Here is a 22,579-nt window from a genome sequence, read left to right as displayed (position 1 = left end):
GTATGTACTACAACTTTAGCAAAAAACAAGCGTACCACTATAACATGCGATACATATTTCTTTTTTACTTTACGAAGCTTATGATGCTACAACGCGATAAACAGTCTTTGGAAAGCTGTCTACCATCCGCATCATCCATTCTTGTTCATTAAGAACAGTATTACAAATATAATAGTCTGTTAGCTCTGCAAATTGCTCAAACCCATATTTTGGTTCGCTTGCCATCTCTAGGATGATAAAATCATATTCTTTTTTAAATTCTTGTAATATATGAAAAATATCATTTGAAAAATCTTGTGCTGAAATGGCACTTGTTACCCCCTGAGGAAGAATATCAACCCCCGTATCATAATCACGGTAAATAACATCATGCAACTTGGCATTGCCCGTTAAAATATCACTCAGTCCGCGATGTGGACCAATGACTTTCTCTATTTGTTGACCAGAAATATCGACCAACAAAATTGTTTTGTTCTCTTTTGTGAGATGAAGTGAAAGCTTTGCCGCTGTCCGTGCAGCCTCTGGTCCAATGATTGAAATAATGGTTGAAGCACGCCATTTCAAAACATCAGATAATCCCTCTATCGTAATAAAAGCTTCAAAATTTTTCATTTCTTGAGAGACTAAAATATTCTCATTCTTCTTAAGAGAATTTTCTTTTGATCTCAAATCCTCTTCTGAGATTTGGTCTTTTTTCCTTTTAAAGCACGGATAGAATAACAAGATTCCTAGCAAAAGAGTAAGGAAGCTGGCCAATGCACTCACAAGAATATTTTTTCCATAAAGAGCCATAAAAGAAATTGGTGCTAACGTTATTGGCATAACCACGTGGATATTTGTATTTTGTAAGAGAAGAGGATTATCACTCAATCCCCAATATGAACCAATGACTTTTTCTCTTCGTTGAACAGACTTGCTCATCGCTTTATTTTGGACATCGATCGCTGCTTTTATTTTATTTTCAAATTCATTAAATATTTCATTCAAAGATTGGGATTGATCTCTTATAAAAAAACTCACCCTTTTTTGAAGCTGTTTTTCCAATTCCGTTGCAATAAACTCATCTGAATGAACTTGATAAACAATCTGTAAAATTTTATTTTTTAATTGATGAGAAACTGTCTCTAATTCTGCAGTCATCGCTTTAATTTGAGGATGTGTCCACCCTAATTGTGCAGCCATATGTGCTCTTTGCGTTTCCAAGAGATCACGTTTAGATTCCAGAGAAACAATTGCTGAATTGCCTGCAATAAACGATAAAGACAGTAAAGACTGCCCATTTTCACGCATCATGTTAATCGTTGAATTCAAACTTGTTAAATGAATACGCTTTAAAGTTGCTTGCGTTAATTGCATCGAAAGATTATGAAGTTCTGTTTGTTTTACACCACGCTGAATAAAAGAATCAATAGATTTACGAAATTCCTGCACGATATTAAGGATTGCAATATTATCATATTGTTTGTCTTCTAATTTATCATTTAACAAGAATTGTTTCTGTTTTATGATTGCTTGTGAAAATGCGGAAAACCAAGTTTCCAACCCACGTTGAGCTGCTTCAAGTGTCTCGGCTTCAAAAATAAGATCGATAAAATCACCATGACGCGATAAACGGATATTTTCATGATTTTTTTTCTTATAAGAAGCACTTAAAGAAAAATTCGAATCATTGAAGAACATAGGCTGTGAAAACAAAAAAGCGATAACATTGTCTTGCTTTTTAATTGGTAATGGCTTTCCTACAGAATCAGATAATGAAAATGTTAAAGTTGCTTGGTAACCACGGGGCTGGACAAAATAATACAACCAAATCAAAGATACACATAGAATTTGTAATAGCAAAACAATCAAAATGCTTCGCCATACGGTACGTACGAATAGTCTTTTATTACATGTAAGACTCATCTTTATTTTAACCAGCAAAATACTTCTTCATATTGTTTTATTAAGAGAAAGTAGTAACTATCCTCTTAACTTGCTGTCATATTATTTTGAGATAATAAAAATATAAAATTTAAGCACAAATGTTCAAAAATATTTTTAAAGAACTTAATTCATATTTTTTTGAGGCTCTCTAGTTGTTTTTTTGCTTCAGAAGTAACAACCGCTCTAATGGTAATAGACCCATCATCATGCCCTTCTTGCACTATTTCCGCAGAGTTTTCATAAAACCAATCAATAAGCGACATTTCATGAGGTTGTAAAAGATATTCAATGCTTTGCACCTCTCCAAAAATTAGCTTTTCAATGGCTCTTAATAATTGATCGAGTCCATCCCCTTTAAGTGCTGATACCATGAGAGCAGGATTTAATCGCGTCTTTGCGCTTGTTTGTAAAACATTCAATGCTTGCTCATCTAACATATCAATCTTATTCCAAACTTCTATGATGTGCTCCATATCATCAATATCGATATCAAGACTTGAAAGCACTTCTAAAACATCTTGGGCATGTGCTCGATGATCAAGATCTGACATATCTCTTACATGAAGAATGAGATCCGCTTCAACCACTTCTTCAAGGGTTGCTCTAAAAGCTGCAATCAAATTCGTTGGCAAGTTAGAAATAAACCCTACAGTATCAGACAAAAGAACAGTTTTTCCATGGGGAAGAACAACTTTGCGCAAAGTCGGATCAAGCGTTGCAAATAACATATTCTTTGCTAAAACATCTGCACCGCTTAAACGGTTAAAGAGAGTTGACTTTCCTGTATTCGTATATCCTACCAGTGCCACAACAGGATAAGATGTTTTTTTCCTTTTTGCTCTATGAAGTGCACGCGTTTTAATAACCGTTTGCAATTCGCGGCGAATACGAATAATTTTTTCTTGTAAAAGACGCCTATCTGCTTCAATTTGCGTCTCACCAGGTCCACCTAGGAAGCCACGCCCCCCCCGTTGCCTTTCCAAGTGCGTCCAACTCCGCACAAGCCTCCCTTTTTGATAGGACAAACGCGCTAACTCTACTTGCAAAACTCCTTCTTTTGTTCGTGCACGGTCCCCAAAAATTTCAAGAATCAAAGCCGTTCTATCGATAACTTTGCAATTCCACAATTTTTCTAAATTACGCTGCTGTACTGGCGTTAAAAAGTGATCTACAATCACAAGCTCAATAGAATATTCATCTATATAACAGGTTAACGCATCTACTTTACCTTTTCCAAAGAGAGTCGCAGAGCGAGGCGTTGCAATATTTATCGTTTCATAATTAACAACTTCTAACCTTATAGCACGTGCTAACCCCAATGATTCTTTAACACGAGAAGATATAGAACACTCTCTCAAAGAGCTTTCACTTCTATTTTCTTGAAAAATCGGTATCAAAACAAGTGCGCGCACCTGTCCTGTATTCTGCGAAAATACCCCTCCTAATCTCTCATTTTCATTTATCATAGCAATCTAAGTACTTTTAAATGGGATAAGAGGTCTATCTTAAAATGATATGTTTACTCAGGACTTTCACCCTCAAACATCTGTACAGGCTGTCCAGGCATAATCGTAGAAATAGCATGCTTATAAACTAATTGCGCGTGTCCATCTCGGCGCAAAAGAACACAAAAATTATCAAATGAAGTTACAATACCCGTGAGTTTAACGCCATTGACAAGAAAAATTGTAAGGGAAATTTTTTGCTTACGCACCGTATTTAAAAACACATCTTGCAGGTGTTGTGATCGCTCTGCCATTATTCTTACACCTTTATCTAGATTGCATAAAATATTCGTGCATGCATATCGACTGAAAAATATCCAATTGTCAACGTAGAAGCTTAAAAATTCAGCAACAAACAACTGAAATTAGAGAAAAAACGGCTCTTTAAGACAATAATAAAGTACAACTTACGAAAAGCTATATTAAATTAAAAATTTTTCCACGTTTACTTTTTTATGAGCTTACAATTCAAAGGCATACTTTTATACATCCTAAGCTATTACAGACTATATGTGATGATGAATCTGCTTCGTTTAGAATCAATAAAAGTAAGCGGACAACAACATTTATTAACGATTATCGATATTAAAGAGAGGCATTTGCACCTTACTGTATATATAACCGCTATTAAAGTCCTTATTTCAAAGACTGCCGGCTTATAAAGCTTTCTATAAACACAAGTTGTAAACAGTATTTTTGTTTTAGTTAGATTTAAATAATAAATTGTTTTCACTATATTTTATAACATTTTTAAACAGGGTATAAGAAACCGCGTTAACTTTATCTTGATAAGTTTTTAAAATTTTTCCCTAAGCATATTCCTTTCTAAATAATTAACAGCTAGTATGTAGAAATTATGTGGAAGAGGACGTATCCCTTTTCCGGCTGTAAGAGTACGAGGCGAGTATGGCACGCAGAACAAAATTGCAAACATTTGAAGTTGAAGTTGAAGAAGCCCTCACAAAAGCTATGAACTTTGATTTCGATGACACAGGATTTGAAACAATATCATCCAATAATTCTGAAAATGTTGTTAATGTCGATGATCTGATTCAAAAAATTGCAATGGCAGAAGAAGAATTTTTTGCTGAAAACGGTACGTCAACTTTTGTTTCTAATATTCATGATGAAGCTGTTATTGATAAATCCGTTGTTGAACAGCTTTTTGCTCCAAAACCTTCACCTGATATTTCAGGTGGAACTGTTCATAATACATTATTGCCTACAAAACTTCTTCCCGCAAATGATGATATAACAACCCCTGTAAATTTTGGACCATTCAAGCAGCGTTCTTCCTCTCGAGTCTACTGGTATACAACAGCGCTTAGTGCTTTATGGGCAACGGGAGGAGCTTTTATTGCGCATAAGCTCGCACCTACCGGACTCAGCTCCTTATCCAATATCAGCACTTTTGTTACATCCCCAACAGGACTTGCTGTAGCAGCCGGAACAGCAATTCCTATCCTTATATCTTGGGGCGTTGCTCAATTAACAAAACGTTCAAACGACTTGCATAATATTGCGCTTCTTATGACCAATGCTGCACAGCGCCTTAGTGAACCACAACATCTATCTGAAAAACAAGCTATTGCTATAGGGCAAACCATTCGTGAAGAAGTAGCAGCAATGAACGAAGGTATTGAACGTACCCTCGGACGTGCTGTTGAACTTGAAGCAATCATACAAGGTGAAGTTCATAATCTAGAACAAGCCTATGCTGAAAATGAATCACGCATTCACACATTAATCAAAGAATTGAGTAATGAACGCATAGCCATTTTGAATCATGCAGATCGCGTACAATCAACAATTAAAGGAACCCAAGAACAACTGAGTGATGAATTTGGTTTGGTTACCTCTAACATTGTAACCAATGTTGAAAAGCTTGCACAAACCCTTTCTCAAACTTTACAAAAACAAGGCGAAGACCTCGTTGAAAAACTTTCCTATGCTGGTGATGGCGTAACAAATCAGCTTGTTGAAAAATTTAACAAAACAACAACACAAATTCAGCAGAAAAACACGGAATTTTTTCATGAATTAGGAAAAAACTTCGATGGCTTTGCAAAACGATTTGATCATAATGAAAAACAAATAGAAAAAACTTTTAATGAAACAGCTGAAAAAGCAGAAGTACATGTTGCTAAAATTGCAACACATATACAAGCAGTAACAGATCAAACTTTGCACGCTGTCGATGAAAAGTTTAAAGCCTTGGATAAAGCTCTTATTGATCGTAATAATCAATCTCTACAGAATTTTGATGAGAAGATCTTAAAGCTCGACGACCAAGCACATAAACTCTCTTCTAAATTTGATAACGTAACCTCGCAAGCAATTGGAGCCTTTGAACAACGTTTAGCAACGGTTGATCTTTCTCTTAAAGAACATAGTGATTCCATCATTGATTCCTTTATAGAACGCAGTCAGGCTTTAGAGGATAATGCTGAAAAACTTGGTAACTTCTTGGAAGCTCATGTCTTGAAAATAAATGAGAACCTCCAAGAAAAAACAGCAGACATTACCCATGCATTTACAAATGGACGTGAAGCTATTCTTTCTGCAATTGATAAAAGTAAAGAAAGTCTGAGAGAAGAAATTCAATATGTCGACAATGCCATTGTTGATATCATACAAGAACGTTCACAAGATTTTAAAGTACAACTTTCTGATCAACGAGCTCTTATGGCAGACATGCTCGATAACGAGAAGAATAAAATTGCCGATACATTAAGAAATCAAATTGATGTTTTATCCCAAAATACTTCTCATATTGAAAAAGTTTTGGCTGACAATGTTCAAGTCGTTGATAAACAAGCTGAAAATCATATTACAAACATCATTCAATGCACTGAAAAGTTACAAGATGTCATTGTACAAAGTTGTAATACAACCCAAGATGCTTTAGAAGCACAAGCGAGAAATATTGATATCCGTGCCGATGCTCTGCGCGACTCTTTAGCGATTAATAGTTTTTCTCTCAATGAAGTTCTTGCCGATCAAGCACGCACACTTGAACAACGCATGGAAACAATCCATAACCTCATTGCAAAAAGTGATATACGTGTCGATGTTGCATTGAAACAACAAATAGATTTAGTTGAGAGTGCAATTGTCGCCAATAATAAAAACATTACTGAAACGGTTCAAGATCATATCAAAAACCTTGAAAGCCATGCCGAAATTTTAAAGAATACGCTCTCTCAATCGAGTGGTGTTTTCTTTGAAACCCTTGAAACACGTATGGAATCATTCGATACAGATCTAGAAGATCGTGCACACAAAATTTTTGAACGGACAACAACGCTAGAGGAAACATTATCTGAAAAATTTAGCCAAATCTGTGAAGCCATTGATATGCAAACATCTGTTATTGAGGAACGTTCTGACACATTAAAAACGTCTCTCATGATTAATAATGAGCAAAGTCAGATAATTCAACAAGCGCTGGAAAGCAGTGTTGACAATATGCGTGTAACCTTAGAAGACTCTGTTAATACAGTGACAGATAACCTGCATAATAAGATTATAAAAGCTTCTGATATTCTTTCTTCTACGAGTGAACAAATTCTTTCATCTGTTACAAATGTTACTGCACAAGCAGAAAATATTCTCTCAGAATCAGGCAATCGCATTGTATCAAATGTCAAAAAAACTGTTTATGATACCAGTGAAAAAGTTCTGTCCGTTCTGTCTGAACAAACAGCGCATACTGTCGAAGCTTTCGCAACAGCCAGTCATAATGCACAAGCATTATTGAATGAAACTATTCACACATCAACAACAGCAATAGAACAAGTTCTTAATGAACGCTGTGATGTTCTTCATCACTCTATGCAAAATCTTAAAAATAATTTAGGATATCAACTCTCTGATGTAACGAGCCGTCTGGAAGATGCTGGAAATCAAACAACAACACAAATTTCAAAACATGTTGGAAAAATAACAGAGCTTACAAATCACTTAAATCAAGCAGCGCAAAATACGACAGAATCAATTGATTCTTTAACACAGCATATCGGTGAACAACTCTCTCTTTCCACACAAGATGCTGAACAAAGAATTTATGCACATAACGAATCTTTAGTGAATAGCTTAACCAAAGCTAACTCTGAAACACTTCAAACAATAACGATTATGAAGGAAGAGCTTGTTAATAATGTCTCATCCATCTTAACACAGTTGAATCAATCAATTTACAATTTTCAGGAAAATAGTAATGTTTTATTATCGGCTGTTCAAAATATTGATGGGCAGTTTAATGAGAGTACGAATAATTTTTTCCGCAACACGGACCAAGTAGCAGAGCGTTTGTCAGCTTCAAATCAAGCGCTCAATACTAATGTTGAAATTCTGCAAGGACTTTCAAAGAGTACCTTTGAACAAATTAATCATATAACGAGCAGTTTTGGTGAACATGCAAAGACACTTTCCCAAACTATTCATGTTCTTGAACAGTCTGAAAATTCACTTAGTGCAACACTTGAAGAAAAACATAATACGCTTTCTGTATTAAGCGATGCTCTTGTTTCAAAGTCTCATGAAATTAATCAAATGATTGGGCATTATGAAAAAATCTTCAACTTAGCACTTGAACGCTCTGATAAGAATGCGCGTAACTCCACAAATTCATTCCAACAATCACTTAATAAGCTTGTTAGTGAAGCATCAACGCGTTTTTCAGAAGCAGCAGAAGATATACGTCGCTCCGCTGATGAAGTTCGTTTAGAGCTTTCAAAGATTAATAATGATATCAATGAAAATGTAAAAAAACTTCCAGAAAAAACAAAAGAAACAACGCAAACAATTCGCACAGCTTTGAATGAACAGATTACAGCGTTACAAGATTTAGTCAGTGTTATACAAAATGATCAAAAGAGCGCACAAAAACAGCTAATGTCAGCATTTCCTACATCATCAATGTTTAATCAAAAAAGTGACAGTTCCACTGAGTCTGTTAAAAAGATTGTGCCACCTAAGCCTATTTTGCAACAAGATCAAAGCAAAAAAAGACCAAATAAATGGGTATCAAATCTCTTAGAAAGAGCTTCACGTGAAGAAACATTTTATGATGCTCCCCCTAGTGATGATGTTTTAACATCAGTGCAAACAAAACCATCTCCTGCAAACTGCTCTCTTAATTCATTAGCTTCTGGTATAGTGCAAGCTATTAATCACAATGCCATTGTTGAGCTATGGGATCATTATCAACGTGGACAAAAAAACATCGTAACAGAACGCCTTTATACCTTAAATGGACAAAAAATATTTGAAATGATTAAGAAAAAATATATGAGCGATTTTGGGTTTAAACGTTCAGTGAATCAATATGTTACAGATTTCGAAAAGCTCTTACGTGATATATCGCGCAGTTCTGGCTCTTCCAACTCAGTTCGCAAGTACTTGATATCAGATACCGGAAAAGTTTATACTATGCTTGCTCATGCAAGTGGTCGAATCCAATAACAAATAAGAAAGTGGAAAAAGATATTTTTTCCACTTTCTCTCTCCAGTTGTTTTAATGGCTCATCATAGAATGCTTTTTTTTCAACTGTAGCTTTGTACTTCAAAGGTTGGGATAATTGGCATGCGGTTTTCTTTGATATCCTAAGCAATAACCCTAAAGAAGCGTAATGGCTTATCAAACAACGTATCATTCTAAGAATGATAAAGCATGTTTTCTATTTCCTTATCTTTTTCTTAACTCCTTTATTTTTCATAGTTTCATAAAGGTACAAAATCGGTAATAATTATTTTTATTAATTGTGAAAAAAATTCATGCTTTTGTATTAAAATAGCTCATAGAAACACTTCTATTTATTTTTTTTAATGTTTTTTATCCACATATTACTCTCGTTTGAATTATGTAAGTAAATATTTTTTATTATATTAGATGAGTTTGAGCTAAAAGAATCTTATTGTATTCAAATTTCTCATTCAACATACGAGATGATTCATTATAAATTATAAAGTTTGCATTATTAAGAGTTCAATTGAATAATAAACAAAACAACTCCCATTTTTAAAGTTCCAATTTCCTTTTAAATAGCTGCAAAAATAATTTATAAATTGCAAATTGTTATTTAAAATTTCTTCTACCTCCCTATAGAAATTTAAATAAAGAAGATGAAGTTAATAGAAAACACTCTTCTTTTCTTTCCTTAAGTTGTAAGCATTGCAAAAAAAATAATGGCTTGGTAATGTAATTATTAGTAATATTTTATTCGTTTGTAGACTAATCAATTTTTACGCGTTTTATTAAGGAAAGAAAAAACTAATCGTGCTTCTATCAATGAAATTATTCATGCACACAAACAAAAAGAATCATCAAACTGGTTTTACGATCCAGAAGAGTTTTCTCATACTCATGCATTTTGATATTCAGAGAAATGAGGATCTATTAGTGGACAAAACCTTATCGTAGATGGAACATCTCATATACACATACGCTAACTTGGATATCATAAAAATGTCTAGAGAACGAAATAGTGATTTCAGTTCACCAAAAGCTGAACTTGACAGTGCCGCACTTTTTTATCACCAGTACCCTAAACCTGGAAAATTGGAAATACAAGCAACAAAACCTCTTGATAACCAACGTGATTTAGCTCTTGCTTATTCTCCAGGTGTTGCTGCACCATGTCTTGCAATTCATGAAGATCCTAATCTTGCTGCTCAATATACCTCCCGTTCTAATTTAGTCGCTGTTATATCCAATGGAACTGCTGTTCTTGGTTTAGGAAATATTGGCCCTCTTGCTTCAAAGCCAGTTATGGAAGGTAAAGCCGTTTTATTCAAAAAATTTGCGAATATTGATGTCTTTGATATTGAAATTGATGCATCCGATATAGAACAAATGGTACAAACGGTATCGACTTTAGAACCTACATTTGGTGGTATTAATCTTGAAGACATTAAGGCTCCTGAATGTTTTGACATCGAAGAAAAGCTTCGTGCTAAAATGAAAATTCCAGTTTTTCATGATGACCAACATGGAACTGCCATTATTGTTTCTGCGGCTGTATTAAATGCCTTAAATCTTTCAGGAAAAAAAATTGAAAATGCAAAAATAGTTACCTCAGGTGCAGGTGCTGCTGCCCTCGCTTGCCTTAATCTTTTGGTTCGTCTTGGGGCAAAAGTTGAAAATATTTGGCTTAGTGACTTAGAGGGAGTTGTTTATGAAGGTCGCAAGACCCTTATGGATCGTTGGAAAATCAATTACGCACAAAAAACGGACGCACGAACTTTATCTGATATTATTGATGATGCGGATATTTTTCTAGGCCTATCTGCAGGTGGTGTTTTAAAGCCTGAATATCTTAAAAGAATGGCTCAAAATCCACTCATTTTAGCACTGGCTAATCCAGTACCAGAAATTATGCCTGAAGAAGCACGCTCTATACGACCAGATGCAATGATCTGCACAGGACGCTCTGATTATCCCAATCAAGTTAATAATGTCCTTTGTTTTCCCTATATCTTCCGTGGTGCATTAGACGTAGGTGCTAGTGCAATTAATGAAGAAATGAAAATGGCCGCTGTTCATGCGATTGCTGCCCTTGCACGTGAAGAAACTTCAGATGTTGTAGCACGTGCATACTCAAAAGAACCACCCAATTTTGGACCAGACTATCTAATCCCCTCTCCTTTTGATCCGCGTTTAATACTGCGTATTGCCCCCGCTGTTGCTAAAGCAGCAATGACAACTGGTGTTGCCATTCGTCCCATTGAAGATATGGAGGCCTACTATGATATCCTCAATCGATTTGTCTTTCTTTCTGGTTTAACAATGAAACCTGTTTTTGCTGCAGCAAAAACAGCAAAACGTAAACGCGTCATCTATGCCAATGGTGAAGATGAACGCGTCCTTCGTGCGGCACAAATTGTCATTGAAGAACAAACAGCAACGCCCCTCCTTATCGGCCGTCCACATGTCGTAGAAGCAAGATTAAAACGCTTTGGTTTAAGAATTCGTCCCGGTATAGATTTTGAATTAACAAACCCTGAAGATGATCCACGTTTTCGTGATTATGTTAATTTATTTTTTCATTATACAGGAAGGCGTGGTGTTACGCCTGAAATGGCAAAAACAGTAGTGAGAACATCAACAACGGCTATTGCTGCCCTTGCCGTTATGCGTGAAGAAGCAGATGCAATGATTTGCGGCTTAGAAGGACGCTTTGAACGTCAACTTGAATTGATTGAACAAATTATCGGTCTTGATCCTCATGTTCACCGTTTTTCTGCTATGAGTTTGCTTATCTCTCAACAACGTACTCTTTTCCTTACAGATACTTACGTCAATGAAAATCCTTCTGCAGAAGAAATCGCTGAAATGACTGTGTTGGCAGCTCAAGAAGTTGAAGCATTTGGAATAACACCAAAAGCAGCCTTATTATCACACTCAAACTTTGGTTCTAAAAACACAGAAAGTGCGCGTAAAATGCGACGTGCAACAGAAATTCTTGCCAAATTACACCCTGATTTAGAAGCAGATGGTGAAATGCATGCTGATGCTGCCCTTTCCAAAGTTTTTCGTGATCGTGTTTTTCCTAATTCTCGTCTTAAAAGTGAAGCTAATTTGCTTGTCTTTCCAACACTTGATTCAGCCAATATCACGCTCAACACTGTTAAAAGCCTCACAAATGCACTCCATGTTGGTCCTATTCTAATCGGGGCAGCACGTCCCGCCCATATCTTAACGCCTTCAGTAACTTCCCGGGGAGTTGTTAATATAACAGCCCTTGCTGTCCTTGCTGCCAATAGAAAAAATAGTCTCGTAAAATAAATGCGTAATAAAATTTCAAAGTTTTTTAAATATTGAGATATAGTATTTCATGTACTGTAAACCTCTTTTCTCTATAGATAAAGACAGCTATATTCTGGATTAAGTCTTTTTTTTAAAGAGAAAAAAGGCTAGAAGAACAATATTAAATGTATTTTGAATTTACTAACTCTATAATAAGGAATCCGTACATTGCCTTCCACGTTTGATAAAGTTGCTGATATCATTGCAGAAATCAGTGAAATTGATCGCAATACAATTACACCTGAGAGTCATACAATTGACGATTTAGGAATCGACAGTCTTGATTTTCTTGATATTGTTTTCGCTATTGATAAAGCTTTTGGAATAAAAGTCCCTCTAGAACAATGGACACAAGAAGTCAACGAAGGTACCGTTGCAACAGAAGAATACTTTGTTCTTAAAAACCTTTGTGCAAAAATTGATGATCTCGTTGCCTTAAAACAGGCGGAGTAGTTTTTTCGCCATGCATGATCAATCTGTATTCATCACTGGTATAGGTCTCATAAGCTCTCTGGGGGAAGGAACTGATCAACATTGGAATCTCTTAAATGATCCAATCCGTACACCAAACCTAGATTATACAACTTTTTCACCTTACACGGTTCATAAATTGCCCGAAATTGATTGGAGTTTACAAATTCCTAAAAAAAGTGATCAACGGCAAATGGGAACATGGCAGCGTCTTGGTACCTATGCGGCTGGTCTTGCTCTTGATGATGCCGGCATAAAAAATAATGAACAACTCACTTCAACAATGGATATGATCGTAGCGGCAAGTGGGGGAGAACGTGATATTACTGTTGATACACAGATTCTTTCTAAAGCGCGCGCAGTTGCCGATCATGCTTCTATGTTAAATGTTGCTCTTTCAACTGAACTTCGTCCAACATTATTTTTGGCACAACTTTCAAACCTTTTGGCAGGAAACATTTCAATTGTTCATAAAGTCACTGGATCATCTCGTACATTTATGGGAGAAGAAGGCAGTGGTCTTTCTGCACTTCAAATTGCTGTAGCTCGTATTAAATCAGGTCAAAGTACCCATGCTCTTGTAGGAAGTTCCTATAATGCACAAAGTTATGATATGTTGTTGGCGCATGAGCTTGGTGGTCTTTTAACCCATAATGGATGGAGCCCAGTGTGGGATCGTGGAATCTATCCAGGCGGCGGTGTCATAGCAGGTTCTGGTGGGATCTTCCTAGTTATTGAAAGTGGAGAACATGCCAAAAAACGCAACGCACGTGCTTATGCTGAAATTAGCCAAATTATTACAGACCAAACAGATAGAACCAAAATTCCACTTAGAGATTCAATTGCAACAATGTTAAAAACTGCGGGCGCTAAATCTGCCTTAGCCATTTCAGCAGCCTCAGGAGCTCACGAAGCAACAAAAGCAGAACAAAATGCTCTTGATAATGCTGATCTATTTTACCGTGGCATTACAACATTATTTGGTTATATGCGGGAAGCACAATTTCCTCTAGCTCTAGCTCTTGCAGCACTTTCAATTGAAAAAAAACGCGGTTTTCCAGTGTTAAGTCCTCATGAAAAACCTTTTTCTAAAGAAGTACGTGAAATATTTGTTACAACGATTGGTATAAAAAGAGCTGAAGGTATTGTGCGTCTTACTGCTGTTTGAAGGGGAATTTCTATAGTGAAATATCATGATCATTTTGGGCGTCCACTTGTAGCAATAACTGGTGCAGGCATTGTCACATCACTGGGACAAGGGAAACATGAAAATTGGCAAAAATTAACTAGCGGTGTAAGTGGTATCCACAAAATAACACGTTTTCCCGTTGAGGGATTAAATACATATATTGCTGGAACAATTGATTTTCTTAAAGAAAGTACACTTGGTGCTTCAGCTCTCTCTGAGAAGCTTGCACATCTTTCTGCTGAAGAAGCTTTAGAACAAGCTACTATTGATAAAAAAAATTTTAATGGACCACTCTTTCTAGCTGCTCCTCCTGTTGAACTTGAATGGAAAGCACGTTTTAGTCTTGATCAAGAGGAAGAATTCAATAATGAGCCTTCTTATGCACATCTTCTTAAAGTCTGTAAGGATAAACTCCATGAGACGCTTTTTGAATCCACACAATTTGGTGCAATTGCAGAAAAACTTCAAAAAACATTTGGCACAAAAGGACTTCCTGTTACACTTTCCACTGCCTGTGCATCTGGTGCAACAGCAATTCAATTAGGTGTTGAGTCTATTAGACGGAGAGAGACAAATAGAGCTCTCATAATTGCGACAGATGGATCAGTTTCAGCAGAATCTCTTATTCGTTTTTCGCTACTATCTGCTCTTTCAACTCAGAATGAGCCTCCAGAAAAAGCAGCAAAACCCTTTAGCCGTGATCGAGATGGTTTTGTTATGGCAGAAGGCTCAGGCGCTCTTGTTCTTGAATCTCTTCAAAGCGCATTAAACCGTAATGCTACAGTTTTAGGAATTTTAGCTGGCTGTGGAGAAACCGCCGATGACTTTCACCGTACACGTTCAAAACCCGATGCATCACCAGCAATTGAATCCGTTCGCAAAGCTTTAGACGATGCAAAAATAACCATCAATGAAATTGACTATATTAATGCCCACGGAACTTCAACACCTGAAAATGAGAAAATGGAATATCTTGCATTATCAACAGTATTCGGTGATCTTTTAGAGCATATTCCTGTCTCTTCTAATAAATCAATGATTGGGCATACATTAACTGCTGCTGGTGCAATAGAAGCGGTTTTTTCGCTTTTAACCATTCAATCGGGAATACTTCCACCGACAATAAATTATGATAATCCTGACCCTACTATCCCTTTAGATGTTGTTCCTCATCATAGCCGTAAGTCCTGTGTCAATGCGGTTTTGTCAAACTCATTTGGATTTGGTGGTCAAAATATGAGTCTTGTTATCACTGCATATAAAGGATAATCCTTTAATAATAAAATTTTATAACGCTAACCAATAATATATTTAAGGGGGATGATAATGCGTGCACTGAAACTCTTCGATGATCGTCGGCTTGAAATCACCAATATTTCCCCGCCATCTTCACCTAGTATAGGTGAAGTAACTGTGCGGATAAAAGCCGTTGCTCTTAATCATATTGATGTATGGGGATGGCGTGGCATGGCTTTTGCGAAAAGAAAAATGCCACTCATCATTGGTGCAGAAGCCTCTGGTGAGGTTATACAAATAGGAGATGGCGTTGAACATCTCCAACTTGGACAGATTGTCTCAATTTATGGTGCACAAACCTGCGGAGTATGCCAAGCTTGTCATGAAGGACGGGATAATCTTTGCAGTAATGTAAAGGGAGTCTATGGTTTTCACCTTGATGGATTTGCGTGTGAGCTTGTCAATTTGCCAGCACGTTTATTAGTTCCATCACCTCCCCAATGTGATGAATTGCAAGCAGCAGTTGCTCCAATTACTTTTGGTACCGTAGAACATATGCTTTTCGATAACGCAAAACTACAAGCAGGAGAAACAATCCTGGTACAGGCTGGTGGCTCAGGTATTGGTTCTGCAGCCATTCAACTTGCAAAACACATGGGCTGTACAGTTATCACAACTGTAGGTTCAGATGAAAAAATTGCAAAAGCGCACTCTCTTGGGGCAGATCATGTGATTAATTATCGTAAAGATCGTTTTGAAGGTGTAGTGCGTAAATTAACCCAAAAAAAAGGTGTTGATGTTGTTTTTGAGCATGTTGGTGTCGATACATGGAACGGTTCTCTGTTATGTATGAAAAAAGGAGCACGCTTAGTGACTTGCGGTTCTACCTCTGGTGTTTCAGCACCAATAAATCTCATGCAATTATTCCAGCAACAGCTCAAGATATTCGGTTCATTTGGCTGCCGTATGGAAAATATGAAAAATGCCATGCAAAAAATGGCACAAAAAGCCGTACACCCTGTCATTGATACAATTGTTGGGCTGGATGAAATTGATACAGCTTTAAAACGAATGGAGAGTCGTGATGTTTTTGGTAAAATTATCCTTAAAATCGATTAAATCATGATGAAGCTTTCTCTTAAAAATCTCATATATCGTATTAAAATTATAGCTAAAAAAATATCCTACTTGTTATGGGCATATCTACTCTTTGGTTCTTTATTTATTCTAAAATGTTTTCCAGCCAAAATGGGAATTTCTTTTTTTGCTTGGTTAGCAAAAAAAATTGGTCCCCTTGTACATCGTCATCAAATCACACTTGCAAACCTTAGGAGTGCATATCCAGAAAAAACAGAGCAAGAACTCCGTGCGATTGCAATAGAAATGTGGGAAAATATAGGACGTTTCCTAGCTGAATATATTTTTCTTGATAAAATTTTTGATTTTGATCCTCATGCAGACGAGCCAGGTTTCATTGAGGTTAAAGGCATTGAAATATTTGAGCGATTAAAAAATGAAAAAAAACCACATATTTTTTTCACCGCACATACTGGCAATTTTGAACTTCTGCCTATTTGTGCACAAAGTTTTGATCTTAATGTTACGGTATTATTTAGACCACCCAATAATCCCTATGTTGCCAAACGAATCCTTAAAGCACGACAAACTTCTATGGGACATCTTGTTCCCTCCAAGGCCGGTGCAGCATGGGCATTAGCAGCCAAATTAGAAGAAGGTGAAAATGTTGGTATGCTCGTTGATCAAAAATTTCGCCGCGGTATCATGGGAACATTTTTTAACAGACCTCTTAAAACAAACCCCTTAATTATAAAACTTGCTCGACAATATGACTGTGATATTTATCCAGCACGTTGTATTCGTTTGCCTAGTGGACGTCATCGTTTAGAGTTATATGAACATGTAGAACTTCCACGTGATGAAAAAAATGATATCGATATAGCTGCTTCTACGCAAAAATTAAATGATATTGTTGAATCTTGGGTCCGTGAATATCCTGGACAATGGATGTGGTTACATAGACGTTGGGACATCTAACATAAGCTCTATTGCTTACAAAGGAAGTGCAAAATGTTAGCCTCAAAAGATATCAGAGATCTCACTACAATTATCACTGCATTACGAAACTCTGATAATGGTTGTATCTGGCATAAAAAACAAACTTTTGAATCCCTCATACCCTATATGCTCGAAGAAGTTTACGAAGTCATCGATGCCATTGAACGAAAAAATCGAAAGGATCTCTGTGAAGAACTTGGGGATCTTCTTTTACAAGTTGTCTATCATGCTACCATAGCACAAGAAGAAGGCAGCTTTACTTTTGAAGATGTTGTTTATGCAATCACGGAAAAAATGATTCGACGCCATCCTCATGTTTTTGGAAATGCCGAGCAAAAAAAACGAGGATTTATAAAAGAGGAGTGGGAATATATAAAAAAAAGAGAACAGGTTGAACAAAAAAGAATGTGCGAAGAAAAAAACAACAATTCCTCCACAAGCATACTCGCAACAGTAAAACAAATCCAGCCAGCAAACCAAGAGGCACTTGCTTTACAAGAAGCAGCAGCTAAAGTAGGTTTTGATTGGCAAAAAAGTGATAAAGTTTTTGAAAAAATAGAAGAAGAACTGGAAGAGCTCAAAGAAGCCATCAAAAGTAAACAAAACTCAGAAATAGAAGCAGAGTTTGGAGATCTCTACTTTATACTTCTTAATCTCGCGCGCCACTTAGCGATTGATTCACAAAAAGCATTAAAAAAAACGAATATAAAATTTCGAAATCGTTTCGCCTATATTGAAGAAAAGCTATCCACTCAATCTAAAACACTCACTGACGCATCCTTGAATGAAATGGAAGCACTTTGGAAGCAAGCTAAAAATGAACGATAAAAAATAGTAGATTTCTTCTACCTAAAAGAACAAGCCCCTCTAAAATTACTAAATTATAATTTAGCTCAGCTCAATTTGTTTTATATTGATCCTGCGTAGCAGGACGAAGTTCCACCGATTCGCCACACCCGCATGCTGAAACTTGATTAGGATTTTTAAAGACAAAACCAGACCGCAACGTTGTCACTTCATAATCCATCTGCGTTCCTAATAAAAATAATACCGCATCATGTGCTACAAAAACACGGGCACCATTCACTTCAACAACATCCGCAGCTATCCCCTTTTCTTTGACAAGAGTAATTGTATACTCCATCCCTGCACAACCACCTTTTTTGATACCAACAAGAATACCCTGTGCATCTTTTGCATCCATAATCGCTTTAACACGATCCACTGCTGCTTGCGTCAAATTTATTACCGAAAAACGGCTCATAGTTTACTCTTTTCTTAGTTCAATAGACACTTTGAAAGTTTTTCCTCTATAATATTTTATCTGATCTTTTAGAAAAAAAACGAAACATAAATTAAAGCATTCTGACCTTGTTTATTTGGATAAAAATACATACCCGTAAAATGAGATTTGTAATTATACAATCCAGAACTTACAATTTTTTATCCACATAAAATGCAAAATACCTCATCTATAAAACTCTAAAAAAACGAAACTTTTCAAAACCATACATTCACTCCTCTTCTTTTGAAAATCCTTATCTTTTTAGAAAAGTAACGATTAGGTAAGAAAACAATATACCTTCCGCACTCATTTGCTCCAATTCATACCCCTAAAGTCACCAATCTTACCCCCCTCCTCACAATCTCAAAAGTAATTAAATGCATACATCTATTAACTATAAAGCTAAAAATTTAATGATCACAAAGAATTTTACAAATTCGTTATTTATCTTGAATTAACAACAAAATATTGATGTCCAAAATTTTTACTTTCAAAAGCTCTAAGTGCAAAAGCATTTTAGATTTTATTCTGTTTATTTTTTCTCTTGCCTTTAAAGAAACAGTCATTTAATCGTTTTACACGAACTCGGAGCGTAGCGCAGCTTGGTAGCGCACTTGACTGGGGGTCAAGGGGTCGTGGGTTCAAATCCCGCCGCTCCGACCATTTTTAAAATGCTATAAAATAAGCTTACTTAAAAAGTGAATTATTATGCATTTCAATTGCACACACATGATTTTTTTCTTCAACGTAGAATAATGTGCAATGATATTTTATCATAAATTCGAGATAAGCTGTTTTATTAAAATGCGCTTCGCTCTTAGGAAAACACATACGAAACGCGAGACCTTTTGCCTCGCGTTTTTTATTCTTCAGAAAAATTTATAATTATCCGATCTCATATTTTCTAAATTTTCTTTACACGATAACGTCGCTGTTATCATTTTTTGTAATGGATGGTGACATCTGTACGGTTATCTTTTTGGGTTTTAATTCAGCTGGCATTTCCCTTTTAAGCTGAATATGAAGAAGCCCATCTCCAAGTTCTGCCCCAATAACCTTAACATGATCAGCCAAATGAAAACGCCGTTCAAAAGCACGCGAAGCAATACCTCGATAAAGGAATTCTCGCTCTTCATCATCATTTTTAGACTTTCTGTCTCCCTTAACGATCAGCTGGTTACAATGCGTTTCAATATCAATTTCATCTTGAGAAAAACCAGCAACAGCCATAGAAATTCTATAAGAATCTTCAGTTAAACGCTCGATATTATAAGGGGGATAAGAAGAAACTTCGTCTGGTTGTGTTCTAGAATCAAACCAGTTAAAAAGATGATCAAAACCTACTGTGGAACGATAAAATGGTGAAAAATCTACTTGACGCATAATATTGCCCTCCTCTAGAGCGACTATAATTTATAATTAATTCACAAAGTTCCCACATGGCAAACTTACTTGTGAACCTGCGGCCCCATCATGGCAACCGCACTATATTATCTAGTAATCGTTTTTCTTTATTTCAACTCTTTGGGACCTAAATTGATAAAAACTATCTAAAAAGCAATATACCCCTTTTTTAATCCTCTTTCTTCATTACATAAATATCAAAGCACTAAACGGCAAATACACTGTAAAAAGGATTTCAATTGGAAACACCTCTTTATCCCATAGACTGGGGTTCCACTTCTCTTAATATCCATCATGATACTCTTAAAATAGCAATAGATCACGAAATTCGTTTTGCTATAACATATCCTGAGGTGAAAAAATCTAAGGGAACAATTGTTATTCTCAAAAGCTACGCAAATACTTTAGAAAAATATTTTTTATTAATAAATGAAATTTCTAAACGCGGTTTTCATACAGCAATATTTGACTGCTTTGATCAAAAAAAAATATCCTTCAAGATAAGAAAACAAAGACGATATCATTGTTTTGATATAAATAATGATATTAATGACTTATATAAATTTCTTAAAAATATTGTTTATCCTAATTATCCGCCGCCTTACTCTATGCTCACCTATGGCATAGGTGGATTGATAGCACTTAGCGGATTAGATCTCATTAATCATCAGTTTAATAGATTGCTCTGTGTTTCTCCTCTTTTTGCTCCATTCGGCAATAAAACGAATAGTTTTCAACATAAATTAACACAATTTCTTTCTGATATAGGTCTTGGCTTTATACCAGTGAAAGATGGGAAAAAATTAAACAAGACAAAACAAAAAAATATACAATTGGGACACATACATAAAGTGCCGCTCCCTTCCATTAAGCCCCCAACATCCCAATGGATGGCTTCAGTATTTAATGCGATTGATTCTATGAAGAGAAATGTACTTCATGGAAATTTACGAATCCCAACACTCTTTATTCTTGCCAATCAAAACAATATTGCAAACAACATTGAAGTGCGGCAATTATGCCAACACACACGTCTAACAGAAAGTATTACTATTACAGGCGCTGAACTGGATACAATTATGGTTAACGAAGATTATAAAAAACAATTTTGGGCTGCATTTGATGCCTTTATTCCCGATAATGTATCTGTAAAATAACACTAAACCTTAATTTCCGCTCCACCCCATCAAAAAAGAAAATTTCTACGAGCATTGGATCTACAAACACTTTATAAATATAATAGATTTTTCTTTCCAACCACTCATATGATTCGTTTTCTAGCCTTTACAGGCAAGCCATGACCTAAATATTCACCACGCATTCTAATAAAAAACTAATATACAAAGTATATCATTACATTAAATAATATTATTTTACATCATAAAAAATAACTTAATAAAAAAACTATTTATATAAATAAAAATAATAAATATATCTTAATATAACATGATACATATTTACAAATAAAGCATCAAAATACTATTTTTGATCTTTTATTAAGTGATAATTTAATATTATATCTAGGAAAACAATAGTTTTCATCTATTTAAGAAAAAAATTGAAATAAAGCGCATTTATAATATTTATTACAAATCTCTATAAAAACAAATAACTATAAAATTTCTATTTCTTAGGAGAACTTTTTAAAAACAATAAATTAACATAATATTCTTCTAATTTCTCGATATATGAAAACCCTACAATAACGGTTTTCATAAGTTTTTTAATGGAATTCTGATAATAATCAGTAACTTTAAAAGAAAAGATAGTAATAAATCATCTTAGTAGTTTTAGAGAACCCCTTCTTTTTTCAAAATCACATATATTTCGAATTTAACCAACTCACAACGAATATGCTGTATTTTGAATCAGAATGTAAGAATTAACCATTTTGCCATTCATTTCAATTATGAGCATTTTACCATCTTTTTTATAAATACTCTATATTGTATAATTGATGCGGCAAAACTCTGACAAATGGAGCCATTGGAATATAATCATGAAACGAATCCTGCTCGCAGAAGATGATAACGATATGCGTCGCTTTCTCGTAAAAGCCCTAGAACGTGCAGGCTACGAAGTCGCCGATTTCGATAATGGTATTAGCGCATATGAACGTTTACAAGAAGAGCCATTTTCCCTTCTCCTGACTGATATTGTGATGCCAGAGATGGACGGAATCGAACTTGCACGACGTGCGACTGAGATTGACCCCGATTTACGAGTAATGTTCATTACGGGTTTTGCAGCGGTAGCACTCAATTCAAATAGTGATGCCCCTCCTGATGCAAAGGTTCTCTCTAAGCCATTTCACTTACGTGAACTTGTCAATGAAGTTGAAAAGATCCTTATCGCTGCTTAAAAAGTATTTTTTAAAGTTATTTGCATCTGTTGAAAGAGAAAATAAAATTAGGCATTGACGTTTGGCATTCTATATGGTGTATGCAACATCAATGAATGGGCGTGTAGCTCAGCGGGAGAGCACTACGTTGACATCGTAGGGGTCACAGGTTCAATCCCTGTCACGCCCACCATTGCATTTTATATCAACAATAATTTATTGATTTTACATATGTTTTTTTAAGTGAGGGATACCTTAATAAAGTTAAGGGAATAGGATTTTTAACATTTCTCTATAAAGCACGCTTCGCACAATGTTTCTAATGTTTCTTTGAAGT

Annotated in this window: 15 protein-coding genes and 2 tRNA genes; 12 read left to right on the top strand and 5 right to left on the bottom strand. The window is 35.6% G+C overall.

Annotated elements, in window-relative coordinates:
- Positions 1-78 precede the first annotated feature (78 nt).
- The 3 genes from ACFIO5_RS06945 to hfq form a co-directional block, all read right to left on the bottom strand.
- Complete coding sequence (locus tag ACFIO5_RS06945; protein ID WP_375642967.1) at positions 79-1,905, bottom strand: hypothetical protein; 1,827 nt, start codon at positions 1,903-1,905, stop codon at positions 79-81.
- A gap of 149 nt (positions 1,906-2,054) precedes the next feature.
- On the bottom strand, positions 2,055-3,392 hold the full coding sequence (hflX, locus tag ACFIO5_RS06940) for a GTPase HflX (protein WP_375633154.1): 1,338 nt from the start codon (positions 3,390-3,392) through the stop codon (positions 2,055-2,057).
- Between the two features lie 53 nt (positions 3,393-3,445).
- Positions 3,446-3,685, bottom strand: a complete 240-nt coding sequence (gene hfq, locus ACFIO5_RS06935; protein WP_005773461.1) for an RNA chaperone Hfq — start codon at positions 3,683-3,685, stop codon at positions 3,446-3,448.
- A gap of 652 nt (positions 3,686-4,337) precedes the next feature.
- On the opposite strand from hfq, the gene ACFIO5_RS06930 reads away from it, so the two are divergent.
- From ACFIO5_RS06930 to mazG, 8 genes are all read left to right on the top strand, one after another.
- Positions 4,338-8,897: a hypothetical protein gene (locus ACFIO5_RS06930; protein ID WP_375705169.1), complete on the top strand. Its 4,560-nt coding sequence runs from the start codon at positions 4,338-4,340 to the stop codon at positions 8,895-8,897.
- A 1,003-nt stretch (positions 8,898-9,900) separates the two neighbouring features.
- A complete protein-coding gene (locus tag ACFIO5_RS06925) occupies positions 9,901-12,219 on the top strand; it encodes an NADP-dependent malic enzyme (protein ID WP_375705168.1) in 2,319 nt (772 codons plus the stop codon).
- A 189-nt stretch (positions 12,220-12,408) separates the two neighbouring features.
- Positions 12,409-12,693 (top strand): acyl carrier protein, encoded by a 285-nt coding sequence (locus tag ACFIO5_RS06920; protein ID WP_005773457.1) that lies wholly within the window; start codon positions 12,409-12,411, stop codon positions 12,691-12,693.
- A gap of 10 nt (positions 12,694-12,703) precedes the next feature.
- On the top strand, positions 12,704-13,879 hold the full coding sequence (locus ACFIO5_RS06915; RefSeq protein ID WP_375705167.1) for a beta-ketoacyl-ACP synthase: 1,176 nt from the start codon (positions 12,704-12,706) through the stop codon (positions 13,877-13,879).
- A 15-nt stretch (positions 13,880-13,894) separates the two neighbouring features.
- Entirely contained in the window at positions 13,895-15,169 is a 1,275-nt protein-coding gene (locus ACFIO5_RS06910; RefSeq protein WP_375633157.1) for a beta-ketoacyl-ACP synthase, read from the top strand.
- A gap of 57 nt (positions 15,170-15,226) precedes the next feature.
- Positions 15,227-16,255, top strand: coding sequence for a zinc-binding dehydrogenase (locus tag ACFIO5_RS06905; RefSeq protein ID WP_375633158.1), 1,029 nt, complete (start codon positions 15,227-15,229; stop codon positions 16,253-16,255).
- A gap of 6 nt (positions 16,256-16,261) precedes the next feature.
- On the top strand, positions 16,262-17,191 hold the full coding sequence (locus ACFIO5_RS06900; RefSeq protein ID WP_273791402.1) for a lipid A biosynthesis lauroyl acyltransferase: 930 nt from the start codon (positions 16,262-16,264) through the stop codon (positions 17,189-17,191).
- Between the two features lie 33 nt (positions 17,192-17,224).
- Positions 17,225-18,040 carry a nucleoside triphosphate pyrophosphohydrolase gene (gene mazG, locus ACFIO5_RS06895; RefSeq protein WP_375633159.1) on the top strand — a complete coding sequence of 272 codons (816 nt, stop codon included), beginning with the start codon at positions 17,225-17,227 and terminating at the stop codon, positions 18,038-18,040.
- Between the two features lie 70 nt (positions 18,041-18,110).
- Here mazG and ACFIO5_RS06890 read toward each other — a convergent pair whose 3' ends face one another.
- On the bottom strand, positions 18,111-18,476 hold the full coding sequence (locus ACFIO5_RS06890; protein ID WP_375633160.1) for an iron-sulfur cluster assembly accessory protein: 366 nt from the start codon (positions 18,474-18,476) through the stop codon (positions 18,111-18,113).
- A 607-nt stretch (positions 18,477-19,083) separates the two neighbouring features.
- Between ACFIO5_RS06890 and ACFIO5_RS06885 the strand changes: the two genes are divergently transcribed.
- Positions 19,084-19,160 (top strand) — tRNA-Pro (locus ACFIO5_RS06885).
- Positions 19,161-19,412: 252 nt separating this feature from the next.
- On the opposite strand, the gene ACFIO5_RS06880 is transcribed toward ACFIO5_RS06885, so the two are convergent.
- Complete coding sequence (locus ACFIO5_RS06880) at positions 19,413-19,880, bottom strand: Hsp20 family protein (RefSeq protein WP_375613075.1); 468 nt, start codon at positions 19,878-19,880, stop codon at positions 19,413-19,415.
- A 260-nt stretch (positions 19,881-20,140) separates the two neighbouring features.
- Here ACFIO5_RS06880 and ACFIO5_RS06875 point away from each other — a divergent pair, with 260 nt between their 5' ends.
- From ACFIO5_RS06875 to ACFIO5_RS06865, 3 genes are all read left to right on the top strand, one after another.
- Positions 20,141-21,058, top strand: a complete 918-nt coding sequence (locus tag ACFIO5_RS06875) for a serine aminopeptidase domain-containing protein (RefSeq protein ID WP_375655011.1) — start codon at positions 20,141-20,143, stop codon at positions 21,056-21,058.
- A gap of 842 nt (positions 21,059-21,900) precedes the next feature.
- Positions 21,901-22,263 (top strand): cell cycle two-component system response regulator CpdR, encoded by a 363-nt coding sequence (gene cpdR, locus ACFIO5_RS06870; RefSeq protein WP_005773448.1) that lies wholly within the window; start codon positions 21,901-21,903, stop codon positions 22,261-22,263.
- 97 nt (positions 22,264-22,360) lie between these two features.
- A tRNA-Val gene (locus ACFIO5_RS06865) sits at positions 22,361-22,435 on the top strand.
- The last annotated feature ends 144 nt before the right edge of the window (positions 22,436-22,579 follow it).

This window comes from Bartonella sp. AA86SXKL (assembly GCF_042196885.1).
This window is presented reverse-complemented; position numbering and strand designations above follow the sequence as displayed.

Bases quoted from the DNA above. Each gene is read 5' to 3' on its own strand.
- ACFIO5_RS06945 (WP_375642967.1), bottom strand. From the start codon at position 1,905: ATGAGTCTTACATGTAATAAAAGACTATTCGTACGTACCGTATGGCGA.
- hflX (WP_375633154.1), bottom strand. From the start codon at position 3,392: ATGATAAATGAAAATGAGAGATTAGGAGGGGTATTTTCGCAGAATACA.
- hfq (WP_005773461.1), bottom strand. From the start codon at position 3,685: ATGGCAGAGCGATCACAACACCTGCAAGATGTGTTTTTAAATACGGTG.
- ACFIO5_RS06930 (WP_375705169.1), top strand. From the start codon at position 4,338: ATGGCACGCAGAACAAAATTGCAAACATTTGAAGTTGAAGTTGAAGAA.
- ACFIO5_RS06925 (WP_375705168.1), top strand. From the start codon at position 9,901: ATGTCTAGAGAACGAAATAGTGATTTCAGTTCACCAAAAGCTGAACTT.
- ACFIO5_RS06915 (WP_375705167.1), top strand. From the start codon at position 12,704: ATGCATGATCAATCTGTATTCATCACTGGTATAGGTCTCATAAGCTCT.
- ACFIO5_RS06905 (WP_375633158.1), top strand. From the start codon at position 15,227: ATGCGTGCACTGAAACTCTTCGATGATCGTCGGCTTGAAATCACCAAT.
- ACFIO5_RS06900 (WP_273791402.1), top strand. From the start codon at position 16,262: ATGAAGCTTTCTCTTAAAAATCTCATATATCGTATTAAAATTATAGCT.
- mazG (WP_375633159.1), top strand. From the start codon at position 17,225: ATGTTAGCCTCAAAAGATATCAGAGATCTCACTACAATTATCACTGCA.
- ACFIO5_RS06890 (WP_375633160.1), bottom strand. From the start codon at position 18,476: ATGAGCCGTTTTTCGGTAATAAATTTGACGCAAGCAGCAGTGGATCGT.
- ACFIO5_RS06880 (WP_375613075.1), bottom strand. From the start codon at position 19,880: ATGCGTCAAGTAGATTTTTCACCATTTTATCGTTCCACAGTAGGTTTT.
- cpdR (WP_005773448.1), top strand. From the start codon at position 21,901: ATGAAACGAATCCTGCTCGCAGAAGATGATAACGATATGCGTCGCTTT.